The 17,034-nt window shown below is 67.4% G+C and carries 22 protein-coding genes; 18 read left to right on the top strand and 4 right to left on the bottom strand.

Translation table 11 applies throughout. The features are described from left to right. Positions 1-8: 8 nt before the first annotated feature. The 4 genes from ACW174_RS01625 to ACW174_RS01610 are packed head-to-tail and all read left to right on the top strand — an operon-like array spanning position 9 to position 2,948. Positions 9-482 (top strand): GNAT family N-acetyltransferase, encoded by a 474-nt coding sequence (locus ACW174_RS01625; RefSeq protein ID WP_492015950.1) that lies wholly within the window; start codon positions 9-11, stop codon positions 480-482. A gap of 41 nt (positions 483-523) precedes the next feature. Next, a complete protein-coding gene (locus tag ACW174_RS01620; RefSeq protein ID WP_492015949.1) occupies positions 524-1,075 on the top strand; it encodes a DUF1285 domain-containing protein in 552 nt (183 codons plus the stop codon). Further along, positions 1,072-1,734 carry a CoA pyrophosphatase gene (locus tag ACW174_RS01615; RefSeq protein ID WP_492015948.1) on the top strand — a complete coding sequence of 221 codons (663 nt, stop codon included), beginning with the start codon at positions 1,072-1,074 and terminating at the stop codon, positions 1,732-1,734. Before ACW174_RS01620 ends, ACW174_RS01615 begins: the two co-directional genes overlap by 4 nt. Then, positions 1,731-2,948, top strand: coding sequence for a CCA tRNA nucleotidyltransferase (locus ACW174_RS01610; protein WP_492015947.1), 1,218 nt, complete (start codon positions 1,731-1,733; stop codon positions 2,946-2,948). Before ACW174_RS01615 ends, ACW174_RS01610 begins: the two co-directional genes overlap by 4 nt. On the opposite strand, the gene ACW174_RS01605 is transcribed toward ACW174_RS01610, so the two are convergent. Further along, positions 2,929-3,921 carry an endonuclease/exonuclease/phosphatase family protein gene (locus ACW174_RS01605; RefSeq protein WP_492015946.1) on the bottom strand — a complete coding sequence of 331 codons (993 nt, stop codon included), beginning with the start codon at positions 3,919-3,921 and terminating at the stop codon, positions 2,929-2,931. The two genes, ACW174_RS01610 and ACW174_RS01605, sit on opposite strands and share 20 nt — an antisense overlap. Before the next feature lie 32 nt (positions 3,922-3,953). On the opposite strand from ACW174_RS01605, the gene ACW174_RS01600 reads away from it, so the two are divergent. From ACW174_RS01600 to ACW174_RS01560, 9 genes are all read left to right on the top strand, one after another. Further along, complete coding sequence (locus ACW174_RS01600; protein ID WP_492015945.1) at positions 3,954-4,433, top strand: DUF4112 domain-containing protein; 480 nt, start codon at positions 3,954-3,956, stop codon at positions 4,431-4,433. Between the two features lie 147 nt (positions 4,434-4,580). Continuing rightward, the gene (locus ACW174_RS01595; RefSeq protein ID WP_492015944.1) at positions 4,581-6,056 is read left to right on the top strand and encodes a DUF2793 domain-containing protein; all 1,476 of its coding nucleotides are present in this window, start codon (positions 4,581-4,583) and stop codon (positions 6,054-6,056) included. 5 nt (positions 6,057-6,061) lie between these two features. Further along, positions 6,062-6,214 carry a hypothetical protein gene (locus ACW174_RS01590; RefSeq protein WP_492015943.1) on the top strand — a complete coding sequence of 51 codons (153 nt, stop codon included), beginning with the start codon at positions 6,062-6,064 and terminating at the stop codon, positions 6,212-6,214. Continuing rightward, positions 6,211-6,489, top strand: a complete 279-nt coding sequence (locus ACW174_RS01585) for a hypothetical protein (RefSeq protein WP_492015942.1) — start codon at positions 6,211-6,213, stop codon at positions 6,487-6,489. The genes ACW174_RS01590 and ACW174_RS01585 overlap by 4 nt, the downstream gene beginning before the upstream one ends. Continuing rightward, positions 6,489-6,872 carry a M15 family metallopeptidase gene (locus ACW174_RS01580; protein WP_492015941.1) on the top strand — a complete coding sequence of 128 codons (384 nt, stop codon included), beginning with the start codon at positions 6,489-6,491 and terminating at the stop codon, positions 6,870-6,872. The genes ACW174_RS01585 and ACW174_RS01580 overlap by 1 nt, the downstream gene beginning before the upstream one ends. Continuing rightward, positions 6,869-7,348 (top strand): hypothetical protein, encoded by a 480-nt coding sequence (locus tag ACW174_RS01575; RefSeq protein WP_492015940.1) that lies wholly within the window; start codon positions 6,869-6,871, stop codon positions 7,346-7,348. Before ACW174_RS01580 ends, ACW174_RS01575 begins: the two co-directional genes overlap by 4 nt. Before the next feature lie 408 nt (positions 7,349-7,756). Further along, positions 7,757-8,590 carry a flagellin gene (locus ACW174_RS01570; protein ID WP_492015939.1) on the top strand — a complete coding sequence of 278 codons (834 nt, stop codon included), beginning with the start codon at positions 7,757-7,759 and terminating at the stop codon, positions 8,588-8,590. A gap of 92 nt (positions 8,591-8,682) precedes the next feature. Further along, positions 8,683-8,967 carry a flagellar protein FlaG gene (locus ACW174_RS01565; protein WP_492015938.1) on the top strand — a complete coding sequence of 95 codons (285 nt, stop codon included), beginning with the start codon at positions 8,683-8,685 and terminating at the stop codon, positions 8,965-8,967. A 129-nt stretch (positions 8,968-9,096) separates the two neighbouring features. Further along, the gene (locus tag ACW174_RS01560) at positions 9,097-9,930 is read left to right on the top strand and encodes a flagellin (RefSeq protein WP_492015937.1); all 834 of its coding nucleotides are present in this window, start codon (positions 9,097-9,099) and stop codon (positions 9,928-9,930) included. A 3-nt stretch (positions 9,931-9,933) separates the two neighbouring features. Here the strand turns inward: ACW174_RS01560 and ACW174_RS01555 are convergent, their stop codons facing one another. Then, on the bottom strand, positions 9,934-10,059 hold the full coding sequence (locus tag ACW174_RS01555; protein WP_492015936.1) for a hypothetical protein: 126 nt from the start codon (positions 10,057-10,059) through the stop codon (positions 9,934-9,936). A gap of 152 nt (positions 10,060-10,211) precedes the next feature. Between ACW174_RS01555 and ACW174_RS01550 the strand changes: the two genes are divergently transcribed. The 5 genes from ACW174_RS01550 to ACW174_RS01530 all read left to right on the top strand — a co-directional run bounded on the left by ACW174_RS01550 (position 10,212) and on the right by ACW174_RS01530 (position 15,772). Further along, a complete protein-coding gene (locus ACW174_RS01550; RefSeq protein WP_492015935.1) occupies positions 10,212-12,938 on the top strand; it encodes a transcriptional regulator in 2,727 nt (908 codons plus the stop codon). Between the two features lie 75 nt (positions 12,939-13,013). Beyond that, positions 13,014-13,682, top strand: coding sequence for a hypothetical protein (locus tag ACW174_RS01545; protein WP_492015934.1), 669 nt, complete (start codon positions 13,014-13,016; stop codon positions 13,680-13,682). Between the two features lies 1 nt (position 13,683). Further along, on the top strand, positions 13,684-14,085 hold the full coding sequence (locus ACW174_RS01540) for a hypothetical protein (RefSeq protein ID WP_492015933.1): 402 nt from the start codon (positions 13,684-13,686) through the stop codon (positions 14,083-14,085). Between the two features lie 190 nt (positions 14,086-14,275). Beyond that, positions 14,276-14,776: a single-stranded DNA-binding protein gene (gene ssb / locus ACW174_RS01535; RefSeq protein WP_492015932.1), complete on the top strand. Its 501-nt coding sequence runs from the start codon at positions 14,276-14,278 to the stop codon at positions 14,774-14,776. Between the two features lie 90 nt (positions 14,777-14,866). Beyond that, positions 14,867-15,772 carry a DMT family transporter gene (locus tag ACW174_RS01530; RefSeq protein WP_492015931.1) on the top strand — a complete coding sequence of 302 codons (906 nt, stop codon included), beginning with the start codon at positions 14,867-14,869 and terminating at the stop codon, positions 15,770-15,772. Between the two features lie 69 nt (positions 15,773-15,841). On the opposite strand, the gene ACW174_RS01525 is transcribed toward ACW174_RS01530, so the two are convergent. Both ACW174_RS01525 and lspA read right to left on the bottom strand, forming a co-directional pair. Then, positions 15,842-16,405 carry a DUF3035 domain-containing protein gene (locus ACW174_RS01525; protein ID WP_492015930.1) on the bottom strand — a complete coding sequence of 188 codons (564 nt, stop codon included), beginning with the start codon at positions 16,403-16,405 and terminating at the stop codon, positions 15,842-15,844. Positions 16,406-16,465: 60 nt separating this feature from the next. Then, positions 16,466-16,972, bottom strand: a complete 507-nt coding sequence (gene lspA, locus ACW174_RS01520; RefSeq protein WP_492015929.1) for a signal peptidase II — start codon at positions 16,970-16,972, stop codon at positions 16,466-16,468. Positions 16,973-17,034 lie beyond the last annotated feature (62 nt).

Here is a 17,034-nt window from a genome sequence, read left to right as displayed (position 1 = left end):
GCGCGCTCATGACCGACGCCGCCCTTCAGATCTCCGTGCGCATCGACGCCGAAACGCCCGCCGACGCCGCGTCGGTGGAGGCGCTGGTCATGGCCGCCTTCGGTCCGGGCCGCTACGCCAAGACGGCGGAGCGCATTCGTGAACGCGCGGGCATCGCCGCCGGCTTCGTCGCGCGTGAAAACGGCCGCGTCATCGGCGCGGTGCGGCTGTGGTCAATCACTGTCGGCGAACAGCCGGCCCTTTTTCTGGGCCCCATCACCGTTTCGGCCGACAGCCGCAAGGGCGGGCTGGGCGCGGATCTGGTCCAGGCCTGCATCGACCATGCGGGGGAGACCGGCATCCTGCTGGTCGGCGACGCCCCCTATTTCGACCGCTTCGGCTTCCGCGCCGCGCCTGATGCCCGTCTGCAAGGGCCGGTGGACCGGCGCCGCGTGCTGTGGCGCGGCAGCGGCGAGCCCTCCGGAACCGTCGAACCCGCGTGATCGGGTTTGCACGCCGGGGCGAACGACCTAAGTCTGATCCCATGGGCACCTCCGACACGACAACTGGCCTGGCTGCGATGGCCGAGGCCGCGAAGCAGGCGCCGGGCCGCGGCCTGCCGCCGGTGCATCTCTGGCATCCGGCGCACTGCGGAGACATCGACATCGTCATCCGCGCCGATGGCGTCTGGATGCACGAGGGCTCGCCGATTGGCCGGACCGAACTGGTGCGTCTGTTCTCGACCATCCTGCGCAAGGACGTCGATGGCTATGTGCTGGTCACGCCGGGCGAGAAGCTGACGATCACGGTCGAGGACTTGCCGTTCCGCGCCATTGCCGTCGAGCGCCGGGGCGATGCGCTGGTTTTCGTCACCGACATGGGCGACGAGACCGTGGCCGGAGCCGACTTCCCCATTGTCGTCGAGACCGACCCGGCGACCGGCGAGCCCGCGCCTCGCATCCGTGTGCGCTCCGATCTGTGGGCACGGATCAACCGTCCGGTCTTCTATGAACTGGTCGAGATGGCCGTCGAAAGCGACGGACGACTGTTTGTGCAATCCGCCGGGCTCTCGTTCGCGCTGGGAGCTGTCGAATGAGCCTGGTCAGCCTGCGCGAACGGCTGCTGGAAAAGCTGACGCCGCCGTCCGACTGGTCGGCGGAGGGCGCCGCTGTGCGGTCGGACTTCGATCTGAACCCCGGTGCGCGAACAACCGACAAGGCGCTGCGACCCGCCGCCGTGCTCATCCCGATTATCGCGGCCGGGCAGGGGGCGACGGTCCTGATGACGCGCCGCTCCGATAGTCTGGCCAGCCACACGGGTCAGATCGCCTTTCCTGGCGGACGACTCGATCCCGGCGAAACCGCCGTCGAGGCCGCGTTGCGCGAGGCCTTTGAAGAGGTGGCGCTGGACCCCACGGTGGTGGAGGTGCTTGGGATCGGCGATGCCTATGAGACCGGCACGGGGTTTCTGGTGACGCCGGTTGTCGGCTGGCTGACACAGCCGCCGTCGGTGACGCCGTCCCCGGCAGAGGTGGCCGATGTGTTCGAGGTGCCTTGGGACTTCGTCATGGACCCGGTCAACCACCGGCAGGATTCCTACGAGCTGGAAGGGCAGCCGGTCCGCCGGTTCTGGGCCATGCCCTATCAGGAGCGCTACATCTGGGGCGTGACGGCCAGCATCCTGCGTGGACTGTGCGCCCGCCTGTACGGTGAGGAGGCGGATCGGGTCGCGGCGACCGGAGAGGACGCAGCATGACCGTCCTGACCGGACAGGACTGGCTTACGGCGCCCGCAACACGCGCGGTGATCGCGGCTCTGGAAGCGGCGGGAGGACCGGACAGCGCTCGTTTCGTCGGCGGATGTGTGCGCAACGCCCTGATAGGGCGCGAGATCGACGACATCGACATCGCCACCACGCTGAAGCCGGAAGAGACCGAGCGCGCGATTCGCGCCGCAGGGCTCAAGGCTGTGCCCACCGGCATCGCGCACGGGACGGTGACGGCGGTGGCCGGGCGCGAGCCGTTCGAGATCACGACCCTGCGCCGGGACGTGTCCACCGACGGTCGCAACGCCACGGTCGCCTTCACCAGCGACTGGGCCGAGGACGCGGCCCGTCGGGACTTCCGCCTGAACGCCCTCTACGCCGACGGCGAGGGTCGGGTGTTCGACCCCACCGGGCATGGCGTCGATGACGCGGCGGCCGGGCGAATCGTCTTCGTGGGCGATCCGGAAACACGCATCCGCGAAGACTATCTGCGCATCCTCCGCTTTTTCCGCTTCTTCGCCTGGTACGGCCGGGGGCAGCCGGATGCGGAGGGGCTTCAGGCCTGCCGAGACCTCGCCCCCGGAATGAGCCGTCTGTCCGCCGAACGGGTGTCGAAAGAGCTGATGAAGCTACTGGCGGCGGAAGAACCACGCGCGTCGATGGCGGCGATGGCGCAGACAGGCGTGCTGCAGCAGGTGCTGCCGGAGGCCGGGCCGCTGGACCTCTTCAACGCCATTGTCCCCCTGAGCGCTGATCCCGTCGTCCGGCTGATGACCCTGTTCGCAGTTGATGCGGACGCAATGCGCGGCGCGGCGGAACGCCTGCGGCTGCCCAATGCGGTGCGGGATCGTCTGGTGGCCTCGGCGCTGGCGTCCCCGGCCGTATCACTGGGTATGAGCGACGCCTCAGCTCGGGTGGCCATCTATCGCCATCGTGGACGCGCGGTCGCGGACGCTGTGCGTCGGCTCCATGCCGGCGCCCCGGACCGGACTCAGGATGCGGCGCGCCTGCTCGCGATCGCTGCGGACTGGTCGCCGCCGAGCCTGCCGGTCGGGGGAAAGGACATTGCACGACTGGGCATCACGCCGGGTCCCGAGACCGGGCGGCTGCTCAAGGCCTTCGAAACCCGTTGGATCGCGGACGACTTCCCGACCGACGGTCACGCCGAGCGACTGGCCGCGCTGGCTACTTCGCCGCGCGGGTGAATTGGGTCACGACGGGGTAGTGATCCGAGCCGTTGCGTTGGCCCAGCCTGCGGCTGACGAAGGCGAGGTCCGGCGAGCGCCACACCTGATCGATGGTGATGCCCAACGGCGCCGGAAGATCGGTGGGCCAGGTGCCCGGAAAACCGCTGGCTGGATACAGCCCCAGATCCTGTTTCATCTGGCGGCCGATTCGGGCGTTGGAGACGCTGTTGAAATCGCCGGCCACGATAACGGGGCCGTCCAGCGTGCGGCGAATGTCGCCGAGCGCCATCGTCTGGCTGATCTGGCCCCACTGATACTGGAACGGCCACGGGCGGGTCAGATGCACGCCGACGACATTCACGTCGCCGAGCGGAGTCTCCGCCACGGCGGTGACGGAGTGCAGGCCATCCGGCCGGTTTTCGATCTGACGCAGGGGCCAGCGCGAGGCGATGATAGAGCGCGATGGGCCGCGGGTGTCGTCCAGCCGCATCGAACCGGCGCGGTGAGGATAGCCCGCCAGCAACTCGTCCAGCCGCCCGATCGGGCCTTGGCCCGCCTCAATCAGGATGATGATGTCCGGGTCGGCCTTTTCGATCGACCGACGCATCGCGGCGACATCGTCGTTCAGGTAATAGACGTTGGCGGAATAGAGCCGCACGACGGACGCGCCGGGCTCTGGCTTCCCTGCGTCAGTAAACCACTGTGGTCCAGCGCAGATGAAAGTGAACACACAAGCGAGGAAGCCGCTCCAGACCGCCTTCTTCAGGCGCAGCGCTCCGACTATGGCGGTGGCGGCGGCGACCGCAAAAAACATCGGCGCGGTAAACTGGCCGAAGATGTCCACCCAGCGATGCCCGATGTTGGCGCGAAGCAGGTTGGTCAGGATGATGACGCCCGCGAAGCCGAGGATGCTCAGCCCGCTGATGACTCGCAGAACCAGCGATCGCCACGACGAACCCTCTTGCGCTTTATGGTGAACGCCGGTCTGCATGGCGCGTTACGGGCTCGCTTTCGGAGGATGGAATGCCCAGACGGACCATCGGCGATATCGAGAAAATCTGGACGAATGTCGAGGGCGTCAAAAAACTCTCAGACCGCGTCATCGGCATCGGCCCGTTCGGGATCGGTATGGACGGCCTGCTGACCTGGGTCCCGGTGGTGGGCACGGCCTATACGCTGGGGGCGGCGGGATGGCTGCTGATGCAGGCGGTCAAGGCCAAGGCCGCGCCGGGTACGGTGGTCCAGATGCTGGGATATCTCGGCCTCGACAGCGTCACGACAGCGGTGGGCGAGGTGCCCTTCCTCGATTTCATTCCCAGCGTGGTCGATGTGCTCTTCCCCGGCCACCTGATGGCGGCCAGGGCGTTGCAGAAGGACATCGAGAGCACCCACTGGGTCGAGGCGCGTGAACAGGACGCCCGGAGTTCCGGTGATCACGAACGCCATGTGGCCAGAATGAAGGCGGATCCGAAGTTGAGACGGATCGTCTATCTTCACGACTGAGAAGGCGCGGGAGTTCATGTTCAACCCGCATATTTTCGGATCCTAATCCACTGATCCGGTGGAGGAAAATGTCGCGCCAGCGTCATGAGCCCGCCTGAGGAAGCCGGGCCCGCAGACTGATCTCCGAAGTTTTCCCGGAGATATCCCATGAGCGACGACCAGTCCGCCCGGCTGGGCCTGCCTTACCTGGCGGCCGGCCAGATGCAGAAGCATGTCACCCTGAACGAGGCGCTGACCCGGCTGGACGCTCTCGTCCAGACCGCCGTCGCCAGTCGGACGGTCGAGCCACCTGCCAGTCCCGACGAAGGTGCTCTTCATATCGTGCCTGATGGCGCAGGCGGCGAAGCTTGGAGCGCCTTCGCAGGGGGGGATCTGGTTCGGGCTGAGACCGGCGGCTGGCTAGAGGTCGAGGCCCCGGAGGGCCTGCTCGTCTGGATCGCTGACGAGGCTGTGTTCATGGTCCGGGAGGGGCAAGGCTGGACGCCGCTGGGGGCGAGACTGGGTGAGGTTGGGCCGCTGGGGCGGCTAGGCGTCGGCGCGACGGCAGATGCGGACAATCCTTTTGTGGCCAAGCTGAACAAGGCGCTGTGGACGGCGCTGGAGGCGACGGCAGGCGGCGACGGCGATCTCCGCCTGACCCTCAACAAGGCGGGGGCGACCGACGTCCTGTCCGTGCTGTTCCAGTCCGGCTATGGCGGCCGCGCAGAGCTGGGCCTGATCGGCGACGAGGATCTGACGCTGAAGGTCAGCGCTGACGGCGGCGTCTGGCGCAACGCGTTCGGCGTTGATCGCACGACCGGTCGGGTCTGGTTCAGCCAAGGCGCCGGGCGGCGCGAAACCACGATCTTTTCAAGCAACGGGAGCTGGGTCCCGCCTGACTGGGCGCGGTCGGTAGAAGTGGTCGCGGTCGCCGGCGGCGGCGGCGGCGGCGCGGGCGCCTTCGGCGCTTCAGGCGGACGTTATGGCGGGGGAGGCGGCGGCGCAGGCGGTGTGAGCAAGGCTGTCTGGCCTGCCGATCAGTTGGCGGCGGGACTGACGGTCGTCGTGGGCGCCGGCGGGGTGGGTGGCGTCGCGAGCATCGGTGCGGGCGGCTCCGGCTCAGGGGTCTATCTCGGTTCGACCGTGCTGTTGTCCGCGACCGGCGGTGGAGGCGGCGGGCTGGGCGGAGCGGTCAGCGGCGCGGCGGGCGTGGGCGGGGCTAGTGTGCCCAACTCCAACGCCGGGGGCGCCTCAAGTCTGACAGCGACGGCCGCTGCGGGCCGGGCGTTCGACCGTCCCGATGCCCCGGGAGGCGGCGGAGGAGGTGGCGGACTGGACGCGTCCGGCATCGCGCGCGCCGGTGGAGCGGGGGGCGATGGCGGTGCGCTGGCGGTGAGGGCCGTCGGCGGGGCAGGCGCCGTCGCCGCTGCTGGAGCAGCCGGGGCGACGGCGCCGCTCCATCACCTTCACTGGGCGGGCGGCGGTGGGGGCGGTGGTGGCGGCAGCGCAGTTGGAGCCGGCCATGCGGGCGGAAACGCCGGAGCCGCCGGTGCGGGCGGCGGCGGCGGCGGCGCAGGCGTGAGCGCGGGTGGGGCAGGCGGAGCCGGAGCCTCCGGCATCGTCTGGCTGACGGCGCAAGGATGAGCGCTGTGCCCGACTGGACCGAAGACGAGATCGAGTTGCTGGACGCCGAAGCCGGACAGCTTCCCGACCGGCTAACCCGCGAGGACCTGCTGGCCGCGTCGGACGCAGGCTGGCGACGCCAAGCCTGGCGCTTTGAAGATGTGGAGGACGATTTATGACCGACCCTGTTCAATCCGAGGGTGGACCGCCTCCATTGGCGGAAGGTCGGTGGCTCTGGCGGCGCCTGTACGTGTTCGCCACCACCGGCGCGGCCTGGCTGCTGTTGCATCGGGTGATCGAGAGCGTTCCGGCGGAGAAGACGGCGCGACTCGTCGACGGGCTCATGGGGCTGCTGGCCCTGACCATGGTGCTCTACCTTGTCGCACCGACGGCGCAGCAACTAATCGCCAGCCTGCGCCTGCTGCGGCGCTCTCCGGAAGGGGAGGGGCGCTGATGGGATGGCGTCTTTCGAAACGCTCGGTCGCCCGTCTGGAGGGCGTGCACCCCCGGCTGGTCGCGCTGGTGCAAGAGGCCATCGCCCTGAGTCCCGTCGATTTCACGGTCACGGAGGGGCTGCGCACGCCCGAACGGCAGGCAGTCCTTGTCCGCGCCGGAGCCAGTCGGACCCGACACTCCCGCCATCTGACCGGTCACGCGGTCGACGTGGCGGCGTTGGTGGACGGTCAGATCCGCTGGGACTGGCCCCTGTATCCGCGCATCGCCGCCGCCTTCAAGGCCGCCGCTGTCCGACAGGGCACGGCCATCGTGTGGGGCGGCGACTGGTCCACCCTGTGTGACGGTCCTCATTTCGAGCTGGATCGGACGGTCTTCCCGTGACCCCGCGCAAGATCGTGGGGATCCTGTCTCCAGTCGGCGGCTTGGTGGCGATCGTCGCGGTCGTCGTGGCCCTGCTGGTCGGCGCGCGCGGCCTCGGCCTCCATTGGGACCCGTTCGGCTCCGGCGCGCGCCGTCTGGAGACGGCCGAACGCCGGGCCGACACCGCCGCAGCCCAGGCCGAGGCGCGCGGCCTCGAGGTCGAGGGCGCGGTCGCCCAGTCGGCCCGGCTTGAACACCATCATCAACAGGCTGTCGGGCTGGCACGGGTCACCGTCGCCGCCCGGGCCGAAGCGAGGAACGCCTATGACGCCCAAATTCAACTGGACCCGGACCGCGCCGCTCGCCTGCGCGACCATGATCGCGAGCTGTGCAGCTTCGCCCCCGGCGTCTGTGGTTCCGCCCCGGCTGACCCTTCCGCAGGCGGTGCTGACGCCCTGTCGACTGGATCGTCTGCCGGGGGCGCCGACACTGGCTGATCTGGAGGCGTCCTACATGGCGCGAGGGGCGGCGCTGGCGGCGTGCGATGCGGCGCGGCGTCTGGCGGTCGACACCCTGATCGACGAACGCGCCCTTCAGGACCGCTGGCGCTCCCCCTCCGTTCCCTGATCGCAGGGTCCCCCATGTCCGGTGGGTGCGCTGTTTTTTACCCGAACGCCGGACCTGGCGGCAGTTTCTGCAGCCCTGCCCGGCAGATGTTGCCGCCAACCCGGCACAATGTGCCGGGCGGCCGACGTGCTTAACAGGAACTAACGTAGCAAAAACAATGGTCGCTGATCTGGCACGGCGGAAATGCGACTGGCCCCGCCCTTGCTGCTGTGTCCCCTGAGCAAAACGCTCCCGGCCGCCAAAATGGCGTCGGACACCTTGAAACAAGGATACTCGTCATGGCGCTGAACAGCGTTAACACGAACGTGGGCGCAATGGTCGCCCTGCAGAACCTGTCGGTCACCAACAGCGAACTGCAAACGGTTCAAAACCGTATCAACACCGGCAAGATCGTTTCGTCCGCCAAGGACAACGGCGCCATCTTCGCCATCGCCACCTCGCAACGCTCGGAAATCAGCGCCCTTAACGCCGTTAAGGACAGCCTGAACCGTGGCCAGTCGGCCGTGGATGTTGCCCTTTCGGCTGGTGAGTCGGTCTCTGACCTGCTCGGCCAACTGAAGGAAAAGGCCCTGTCGGCCACCGACAAGAGCCTGACCACCTCGGCCCGCGCCGCGCTGAACGAAGACTTCAAAGCCATCCGGGACCAGATCGGCACCGTGGTTTCGAACGCCAAGTTCAACGGCGTCAACCTGCTGGACAACTCCACCGGCACGGGCGGCTACAAGGCGCTGGCGAACACCTCGGGCACGACCATCAAGGTGGCGGGTGAAAACCTGTCGCTGGGTGGTGCTAACGTGACCGTCGCCGCGACCACGACCATCGGCACCTCGACCGCCGCTGGTTCGGCTCTGGCTCTGGTGAACACCTCGATCGACAAGGTTTCGGCCTCGCTCGCTCGTCTGGGCACCGGCTCCAAGTCGTTCGGCACCCACCTGACCTTCGTCGGCAAGCTCCAGGACACCCTGGAAGCCGGTGTCGGCAACCTGGTCGACGCCGACCTGGCCAAGGAAAGCGCACGACTGCAAGCGCTGCAAACCAAGCAACAGCTGGGTGTGCAGGCTCTGTCGATCGCCAACTCCTCGACCTCCACGCTGCTGGGACTGTTCCGCTAAGGAACGATCGGAAGGGCGGGGTCCGAGGATCCCGCCCAACCGCTCCAGTCCCCCTGAAGGGAGCCGACGCCTGACCGGTGTTGGTCGGAGACATGCAAGGCAATGCGAAAATAGGTGCAATTACTGCGCACGACGTCACGTCCCTTCCCGTCGCCACGAATGGCGATTTCCGTGATTCAAGGGCCCAGCAGGAAGCCGACCAGGCCGCCCGCTATCGCCTCGTGATCGAGGAAGGTCCGAAGTCAGGATCGTTCATCTACAAGACCATGGACCGGCTGACGGGCGAGATCGTCAAGCAGTTCCCCCGCGAGCAGGTCGTCGATCTGATGCGGAGCACGGACTACAGCGCCGGCGCGGTAATCGACACCCGGGCCTGACGGATCTGACACCATCCGACCGACCGCGCAGGAGCGATCCGCGCGGTTAAAATGCGTGGTGAATCGGCGTTAACCATGTGTGCACGGTTACAGACTTAGCCTTGTCCAAACCTCAAAGGGCTGAGTCGGATGACGAATAGCGTCCACACCAATGTCGCCGCGCAGATCGCGCTGCAGAACCTGACCACGACGAACTCCCGTCTGGCGGACGTGCAAAGCCGCGTCTCCACGGGCCTCAAGGTTCAGGGCGCCAAGGACAACGCCGCCATCTGGGCCATCGCCCAGACACAGCGCGCGGACGTCGGCGCCCTCGGGGCAGTCAAGCAAAGCCTCGATCGCGCGACGTCGATTGCGGACGTGGCCCTGTCGGCCGGCGAATCGATCTCCGATCTGCTCAACCAGCTGAAGGAAAAGGTCACTGCGGCGAAGGACACCTCGCTCAAGACCCAGTCCCGTCAACTGCTGGACGCGGACTTCAAGGCCCTGCTGAGGGCGATCAAGTCGGCCGTGGACAACGCCAGCTTCGATGGCGGCAATCTCCTGAACGGCTCGCTGACCACCGGCATCAAATTCCTCGCCAATGCCGACGCCTCGGCCTTCGTGACCCTGTCGTCCCGGAACCTGTCGCTGGGCGGCTCCATCATGGAGTTGTCGCTGAGCGACAGCCTGCTGACCCTGACGGGAGCGACGACCGCCCTGACCAAGCTGGACGACTCGATCACCCAGCTGAACGCCGCACTCGGCGAGATCGGCGCCCAGGCCAAGCAGATCCAGGCGCACAACACCTTCGTTTCGAAGCTGGTCGATACGCTGGAGTCGGGCATCGGCAATCTGGTCGACGCCGACCTGGCCAAGGAAAGCGCGCGCCTGCAGGCCCTTCAGGTTCAGCAGCAACTCGGCGCGCAGTCCCTGTCGATCGCCAACCAGGCGCCGCAGATCATCCTGTCGCTCTTCCAAGGCTGACGGTCAGGCCAGTCGGCGTCCCGTCGATCGGCCGATGGAAATGGGTTCGGGTCGCCGCCGGTGCGCGCCGCGCGGCCCGAAGCCATACAGGGCGAGCAACGATTTCAGGGTGTTGACGAAGGCACTCATCGGGCAATCCTCCGTGTCCGGCGCTCGATTAACGGGCGCTGTCGATCATTGTTCCCCGAGTCGCGTCGCCTGTCGCGCGAACTTCGCTTCCCGATCGCGCCGTTAAGCCCTCGTTACGGCGCCGCCGCTAGGCTCGCGGGCAGGAGCGTCCTGTGATCAACAACAGCTATCTTCTGGGGCTTTACGGTGGGACGGCGTCGACGACGACGCCGTATACGACCGCGACCGCGCTTGCCCAGTCGAAGGCTCAACCGACCCCGCCCTGGTCGAGCACGGTCAAGGCGCCTGAACAAAGCGCCCTGCTTCGGGCGGCCCTCGGCGGGCGGAACTTCATCAACGAGGGCGCGGCCCAACTCGATATCAAGGGTGCGTCTTCGGACTACAAAAAGCTGTTCGCCCTCTACGCCGGGCTGGAGAGCATGAACGCCCTGGCGAACCGGGCGGGCACAAAGGGGGTCGCGGCCCTTGAACTGAGCCAGTTGAACAAGCGGTTCGCCGCCGGGATGGCGGAGGTCAGCAAATGGCTGCCAGGGGCCGATCTGGACGGTATTCGCCTGGTGCAGGGCACGGCGTCCTCGACCAGCAAGACGACAGCCGCGGTCGCACGCGATGGCGCGATTTCGGTCACCGGGCCGATCCACGAGGGCTCGCCGGACGATCTGTCCCCGGCCTTCGCGGGCGAAGTTCAGTTCAACATCACGGTCAAGAAGGGCGACAACACCACGTCGGCGGTTTCCATCGACCTGACCGACATGGGAACAAAGCCGCGCACGCTGACCAATGTGCTGGACCATATCAACAGCAAGCTCACGGATGCGGGCGTAGAGACGCGGATCGGCCGTGAACTCGTCAAGCCCGAGCCCAAGACGATCACCGTCGGCGGCAAGACGACCACACTTCCGGCGGGGGCGGACCAGTTCGCACTGGTGGTGCGGGGCGTCACGACCGAGAAGGTCAGCTTCACCCCGGTCACGGCCGCGGACGCCGTTTACGTGGTCCAGAACGCCGGAACGACCGGCGGTCTGCAGATGCTCAAATTCCAGAGCGACACTGGCGGCTCCGCGCCTGCGCCGACCGCGGGGGGCGTCGGCGAAACCCAGTGGGTCGCGGGTCGCGCATCACAGACCGCCCTTCCCGAAGGCGTCGAGACCGTTCGCGCCAGCGCCACCGGGCCAGACGGCTCTGTCTGGATGGTTGCGGACCTGAAGGCCGGGCCGGACACCCAGCCGATCAAGGGCCAGAAGGACGTCGCCCTTATCAAGCTGGACTCCGCAGGCCGTGTGGTCATGACCCAGGCGATCGGCGCGGCGTCGACCGCCAGCGGCTATGCCATTTCCGTCAACTCCGACGGGAAAGTCGCGGTCGCCGGTTCCGTCACCGGGGCGCTGGATGGCGGCAAGGCCGGTGATGTTTCGACCGTGGCCGACAGCTTCGTCACCGTCTTCGATCCTGATGGGCAGGAGCTTTGGACCCAGCGTCGTGGCGCGCGGGCCGCCGACGAGGCGACCTCGGTCAGCTTCGGCCCTAACGGCGCTGTCTATGTGGGCGGCAGGGCGCAGTCCTCAATGACCGGCACGGTCGGCGTGGGCGGCTGGGACGGTTATGTGCAGGCCTTCACTGCGACCCAGGCCTACCCGTCAGCTCCGACCGTTGCGACGGCGGCGGGCGTGGTCCAGTTCGGCACCGCCGGAACCGACGGCGTCGACGCCGTCGCCGTCGACGGAAACACGCTCTATTCCGCCGGCATCGAAGACGGCCGGATCGTCGTGCGGCAGTTCGCCCTGGCCGCCGATGGCAAGCCGACGCTGGCAGCGACCCGAGACCTGGGCGATGCCAGTGGCGAGATCAGCGGGTTGGCCGTGGTCAACGGCAAGGTCGTCCTCAGTGGCACGACACGCAACGCCGCGCTGGGCATCGGCACGATCACCAGCGCCCACCACGGGGGCAAGGACGCCTTCGTCGCCGTCATCGACGACAGTCTGGTCGCCTCGACCGATGACCGCCTGACCTACATTGGCGGAACCGGTGACGACAGCGCCGCCGACATGAAGATCCAGAACGGCAAGGTCTGGCTGACCGGCGTCGCTGATCGGCCTGAGGACGCCAAGACGACCGACCCGACGAAAGCCTATCTGACCCGTATCGATCCCGCGACCGGCGCCGTCGAATGGCGGCGTGACTGGGACGGCGATGGGGCGCAGGCTTCACCCTTGACGCTGGCGGTGGCGTCCGGCGGGGCCAGCGTTCTGGATCGCCTCGGTTTGCCGCAGGGCGAGATTGACCAGAGCCAGTCGAAAACCCTGACCAACGCCACCTCGCTGCGTGTGGGCGACCGCTTTTATGTCTCGCCGGCTGATGGCGGTCGTTCCGTGCCGGTGACCATCGAGGCTCGCGACACCCTGCAGACGCTCGCGCGCAAGATCGAGCAGGCGTCCAATATGAAGCTAAAGGTCACTGTGGCTTCCGAAACGGCCAAGGGGGCGGAACCGGGCGATCTGGCGACGGCTCTGCGGACCGGTCTGCAGCGTCTGACGATCACCGCGCGCGATGGGGTGAAGGGCGCCGTGCTGACCTCCGGCGAGACGGGGCGCGACGCCCTGCTCGGGCTGGGCCTGTCACAGGGCTATATCGGGCGGACGACGGGCGACGACGTGACCAAGACCTTCGGTCTGGGCCTGCCGACCAATCTGACCCTGAACGACGCCGCGGCCGTAAAGACGGCGGGCGAAAAGATCCAGGCGGCGATGAAGGCCATTCGTGACGCTTACCGGGGCCTGTCTCCGGCATCGAACACCCCGGCGATGACGGGAACGGCTCCAGCCTATCTGACGGCTCAACTGGCGAACTATCAGGCGGCCCTTGCGCGCCTTGGAGGGTAGCGCCGTGACCATGAAGAGCGTTGACGCGTGACACCCCGGCGGGGTTAGTGGGCGCATCATCCACGTGAGCCCTTCATGCCCAAGGACAATCGAATCCTAATCGCGATCGGCGCCGCGGCGGCCGTCGTTATCGCCGTCATCGTGGGTCTGCTGCTGACCCGGGACAGCGACAATGCGCCGGATGCTCCGCCGCCGGCGGCGCAGGGCGGTCTGACGGTCTCGGTAGCCGATGCGCCGGGTCTGGATTCGACACGTGAGCTGCGCTGCTACGTCGATGGTCAATTCGTCGGCATGGCGACGCTGACGGATTGTGCGCGCCGGAACGGGCTGGCCACCGACGCTCTGGACGTCGGAGTGGACGCGACGGGCGCCCTGGTCGCCGCGCCGACCGCATCGCTGTCGCCGCCGCCTGTCGCGCCGCCGACGGAGATGGCGGAAAATCAGACTGAGGCCGTCGCCTCGGACTCGACCCAGTCGACCCAGCCCTCGCAGGCGGGCGGTGGCCAGTGCATGCGCTACACCGGTTCCGACTGGCGCACGGTCTCGTCGGGCGGCAGCCTGAACCAGTGCGTGCAGGAGCTGTACGCTGGCACCTGCGTGCGTCCGGGCGAGGCGCTGTACGGTCGCTGGGGCGAGACGACCCTGCGTCTGGTGCCGCGCCGGGTGGAACAGTCGCCCGACAACAACCGCTTCCGCACCCTCGCGGAGCAGGACCGCAGCTGCCAGTTCCCGGGACTTCGTTGATATGCGTACGACGCTCTTTTTCGCCGCCGGTCTGGCCGCCGTGTCCCTGACGGGCTGTGACAACGCCGTGAAGGCGCCCTTCGACCAGGGCGTCTGCTATTCGGTGGAACTCGGAGCGGAAGGGGAGGCCCCCAAATTCAATGTCGTGGCCCGCGACCAGCCACAGATCGAGTTCTGCGCCGCCCGTCTGGAAGAGATGCGCCTCCGCTTCCTCGGTCTCGGCGGCACGCGCCGCGAGGCGATCGGCGCGTACCAGGGGCAGTTCATCTTCATCGACCGCGCGGGTGTCTCGTTCGGCAAGACCCTGACAGGCTCACGGTTCATGGCCCTGGCCCGCACCGGAGACGGTCGGCTGGCTGTGCCGGGTGCGATCGAGCAGGCGCCGGTCGTCCCCGGACAGTAGCGTCAAAACAGACCTCGATCGCGCCGCTGGACAGGCGTGAACAAAGGTGGAACAAGAATCCCTCTCCGTCCGAGTTCTGTGGATGGTCACGACAAAACGGCCCCGGCGGCGCGAAAGCGCGCTAGGCCACGGTGGAACGGCCTGAATCAGCGCGAAGCGTGGTGGGCCAGCTAGCTAAAGGAGCTCGATGATGGCGGGCAGCGTCAACAAGGTCATTCTGGTCGGTAATCTGGGCAAGGATCCGGAAATCCGCAGCCTCAACTCGGGCGAGCGCGTCGCCAATCTGTCGATCGCGACCTCGGAAACGTGGCGCGACAAGTCGACCGGCGAGCGCAAGGAGAAGACCGAGTGGCACCGGGTGGTCATCTTCAACGAGAACATCGTGAAGGTCGCCGAGAACTATCTGAAGAAGGGCTCGACCGTTTACATCGAGGGCTCGCTGCAGACCCGCAAGTATGAGCAGGGCGGGGTCGAGAAGTACACGACCGAGATCGTGCTCCAGAAATTCCGCGGTGAACTGACCATGCTGGGCGGCCGCGCCGATGGCGGCGGCGGGGGCGGTTCGGGCGGCGGCTATGGCGGCGGCGGTCGCGGCGACGACGACTATTCGTCGGGCTTCTCGACCGGCGGCGCCAACAAGCCTTCCGGCCCGAAGGAAAGCTACGACCTGAACGACGACATCCCGTTCTGATCCGCGAACCGGCCTGACGGCCACATTCCGAAATGCGAAGTGTCGGGCGCCCCTCTCGCGCCCGGCACGTTCGCGGGCTAACCCGGTCCGGTGATTACCCCGGACAAACCCCACAGCCCCCTCAGCCTGCTCGAGATCGCGGCGATCGTTGCGATCATCGTCATCTGGGGCGTGAACAACGCCGCAGCCAAGCTGGCGACCGAGACCCTGCCGCCTTTGCTGGTCGGCGCGCTGAGGTTCGCCATCGCGGCGGCCTGCCTGATCCCCTTTGTCCGCCCGCCCTTTCCCAACTGGAAGAGTTTGCTGCTGATCGTCTGCATCGGCGGCCCGCTGCACTACGGACTGGTCTATTTCGCCTTCTGGCTGGCCCATGATGTCAGTCCCGTATCGGTGGCGACCCAACTTTGGGTGCCATTCACGGCGCTGTTCGCCTTCCTCCTGTTGGGCGAGAAGCTGTCCCGCTTCGCCCTGATCGGAATGGGGATCGCGTTCCTGGGCGTCGCCTGGATGACGCTGGACCCGCACGCCATCGAAGACTGGAAGGGCATCGTCGTCGGCGTCGTCGCCGCCAGCGCCTGGGCCATGACCACGGTGATCGCCCGGCGCACGACCTCCATCCCGCCGTTGAAGATGCAGGGCCTGCTGGCGCTGGTCGCCCTGCCGACGCTGGCGTTCGGCTCGGCGGTGTTCGAGCAGGGCCAGTGGGCCGCCCTTCAGCAGTCCAACGCGATGATCTGGGCCTGCCTGATCTGGGCGGGGCTGGTGTCGTCGGTGCTGGCGACCACCCTGGTGTTCTGGCTGGTGCAGAAGCGGCCGGCGGGACGGGTCACGCCCTATCTGCTGGCCACGCCGGTGGTGTCGATCCTGATCGGCTGGCTCTTCATGGGCGACGTGCTGACGCCACAGATCCTGACGGGGGCGGGCCTGACGATGGCGGGGGTCGCCGTGGTGGCCCTGGCGGAGCGTGGGCTTCGCGCCGGCGCGGCCAAGGCCTGAGTTCGTCGCGCAAGAAAAAGGCCCGGACGCTGGGCGTCCGGGCGTGATCCTGTCCGGTTTTGCGTGAGCCTAGAGGCCCGGCAGCTTGAAGCCCGTGTCACGACGCGGGGTGATGCTGATGCCGGCGCGGCCGCCCGTCAGGGCCTGCATGCGGGCGTATTCGCTGGCGGCGTCGATGGTGACAGCGCCTTCAGCGGTCTGGGTGGTGACGGCGGTCTGGGTTGCGGGATCCTCGCGGCGCCAGAACATGATGCGGTTGGCCCAGCTCTCTTCCTTATGGGTCAGATCGCCGAACTCATCGTCGACGACATAACGCGCCAGCGGGTCAGCGCGGTCGCCGCCGGCCTGGGCGACCAGCAGTTGTTCGCCCGGCGTGCGGGTGACCGATTGACGTTGGCCGAGAAGAATCTGACGCGCGGCCGATTCCGGCGCCAGCTCCTGCGGGCGCGGCTGGCCCGGCGCCGGCGGACGCAGACCGTATTCCGGCGGCACGGTCAGCGGGGCGGTCGAGACGGTCAGGAACTCGTCCGGCGTGACCTTTGACAGGCCAATGCTCTGCTGGAGGCCCGAGCAGGCGCCGAGGGCGAGCGCCGAAACGGCGAGGGTCAGAACTGCGGTAGTGCGAAGGCGCATGATTAATCCCGGTGCGGTGCGCCGGACGGCGCGCGCGTAAACCCTAGTGGAAGCCGTTGATTACGACTTTTCGGCGGCGAGGCCAACCTTGGCCGCCTTCTCTGACAGCAGGCTGTCGGCGATCAGCAGGACGACACCGATGGTGATGGCGCTGTCGGCGACGTTGAACACCCATGGGAACACGCCGGTGCCCGAGAAATCGAGGAAGTCGACGACGAAGCCGAAGCGGATGCGGTCGATGACGTTGCCGACGGCTCCGCCCATGACCAGGCCGATGGCCGTGATCAGCAGGCGACGGTCCGCCTTGAGCGCCCACCAGCCGAGGAAGCCGGCGACGGCGACCGAAAAAACGCTGAGCACCCAGCGGGCCGAGCCGTCCCCGAACAGGCCGAAGCTGACGCCGCGGTTCTCTACCCAGGTGAAGTTGAAAATCGGCGGCAGGACGAAGACCCGTCCAACTTCCTGCAGATCCAGACCGGACATGACCCAGGCCTTGGTCAGTTGATCGACCACGATCACGAAGAGGGCGAAGCCGTAGGCGGCGTAGGCGATGCGTGGGATTTTCATTCGGGCCGCTGAGAAATTGAGCGGTCCGGGTTAGCAGCCTCAACCGCGCTCGCGAAGAGACT

This window comes from Brevundimonas sp. AVps31 (assembly GCF_058681355.1).
Note: the sequence above shows the minus strand (reverse complement) of the source record. Positions and strands in the feature narration are given on the sequence as shown.

What these genes read in the sequence shown, in the direction of transcription:
- ACW174_RS01625 (WP_492015950.1), top strand. Translation starts at nt 9, where the DNA reads ATGACCGACGCCGCCCTTCAGATCTCCGTGCGCATCGACGCCGAAACG.
- ACW174_RS01620 (WP_492015949.1), top strand. Translation starts at nt 524, where the DNA reads ATGGGCACCTCCGACACGACAACTGGCCTGGCTGCGATGGCCGAGGCC.
- ACW174_RS01615 (WP_492015948.1), top strand. Translation starts at nt 1,072, where the DNA reads ATGAGCCTGGTCAGCCTGCGCGAACGGCTGCTGGAAAAGCTGACGCCG.
- ACW174_RS01610 (WP_492015947.1), top strand. Translation starts at nt 1,731, where the DNA reads ATGACCGTCCTGACCGGACAGGACTGGCTTACGGCGCCCGCAACACGC.
- ACW174_RS01605 (WP_492015946.1), bottom strand. Translation starts at nt 3,921, where the DNA reads ATGCAGACCGGCGTTCACCATAAAGCGCAAGAGGGTTCGTCGTGGCGA.
- ACW174_RS01600 (WP_492015945.1), top strand. Translation starts at nt 3,954, where the DNA reads ATGCCCAGACGGACCATCGGCGATATCGAGAAAATCTGGACGAATGTC.
- ACW174_RS01595 (WP_492015944.1), top strand. Translation starts at nt 4,581, where the DNA reads ATGAGCGACGACCAGTCCGCCCGGCTGGGCCTGCCTTACCTGGCGGCC.
- ACW174_RS01585 (WP_492015942.1), top strand. Translation starts at nt 6,211, where the DNA reads ATGACCGACCCTGTTCAATCCGAGGGTGGACCGCCTCCATTGGCGGAA.
- ACW174_RS01580 (WP_492015941.1), top strand. Translation starts at nt 6,489, where the DNA reads ATGGGATGGCGTCTTTCGAAACGCTCGGTCGCCCGTCTGGAGGGCGTG.
- ACW174_RS01570 (WP_492015939.1), top strand. Translation starts at nt 7,757, where the DNA reads ATGGCGCTGAACAGCGTTAACACGAACGTGGGCGCAATGGTCGCCCTG.
- ACW174_RS01565 (WP_492015938.1), top strand. Translation starts at nt 8,683, where the DNA reads ATGCAAGGCAATGCGAAAATAGGTGCAATTACTGCGCACGACGTCACG.
- ACW174_RS01560 (WP_492015937.1), top strand. Translation starts at nt 9,097, where the DNA reads ATGACGAATAGCGTCCACACCAATGTCGCCGCGCAGATCGCGCTGCAG.
- ACW174_RS01555 (WP_492015936.1), bottom strand. Translation starts at nt 10,059, where the DNA reads ATGAGTGCCTTCGTCAACACCCTGAAATCGTTGCTCGCCCTGTATGGC.
- ACW174_RS01545 (WP_492015934.1), top strand. Translation starts at nt 13,014, where the DNA reads ATGCCCAAGGACAATCGAATCCTAATCGCGATCGGCGCCGCGGCGGCC.
- ACW174_RS01540 (WP_492015933.1), top strand. Translation starts at nt 13,684, where the DNA reads ATGCGTACGACGCTCTTTTTCGCCGCCGGTCTGGCCGCCGTGTCCCTG.
- ssb (WP_492015932.1), top strand. Translation starts at nt 14,276, where the DNA reads ATGGCGGGCAGCGTCAACAAGGTCATTCTGGTCGGTAATCTGGGCAAG.
- ACW174_RS01525 (WP_492015930.1), bottom strand. Translation starts at nt 16,405, where the DNA reads ATGCGCCTTCGCACTACCGCAGTTCTGACCCTCGCCGTTTCGGCGCTC.
- lspA (WP_492015929.1), bottom strand. Translation starts at nt 16,972, where the DNA reads ATGAAAATCCCACGCATCGCCTACGCCGCCTACGGCTTCGCCCTCTTC.